1 protein-coding gene is annotated in these 218 nt (G+C 63.3%); it reads right to left on the reverse strand.

Annotation, left to right across the window (positions count from 1 at the left end; genetic code table 11):
* The coding region (locus tag DM807_RS00030; protein WP_179026916.1) for an immunoglobulin-like domain-containing protein at nt 1–218 on the reverse strand (218 nt) is incomplete at both ends.

The raw sequence follows: 218 nt of genomic DNA on the forward strand, positions 1-218 counted from the left end.
CGCCGCCTTCGGTGACCGATGGAGTCGCGGTCAGTTTCGCGATCACTTCGTCGGTGGTGTCGGTGACATCCACTTTCGCCGCGCCGCCCAGCTCCAGGTTCTCGAAGGTGCGACCGTCGATATCCACCGCCGACTTGATGCCGAGGCTGATTTCGCCGCTGTCCAGGTAGACGTCATCACCTTGCGCTGCGTGCTCGTACTTGACGCTGGTGTCGCCG

This window comes from Pseudomonas hunanensis (genome assembly GCF_013393325.1).
Lineage (GTDB): Bacteria > Pseudomonadota > Gammaproteobacteria > Pseudomonadales > Pseudomonadaceae > Aquipseudomonas > Aquipseudomonas putida_P.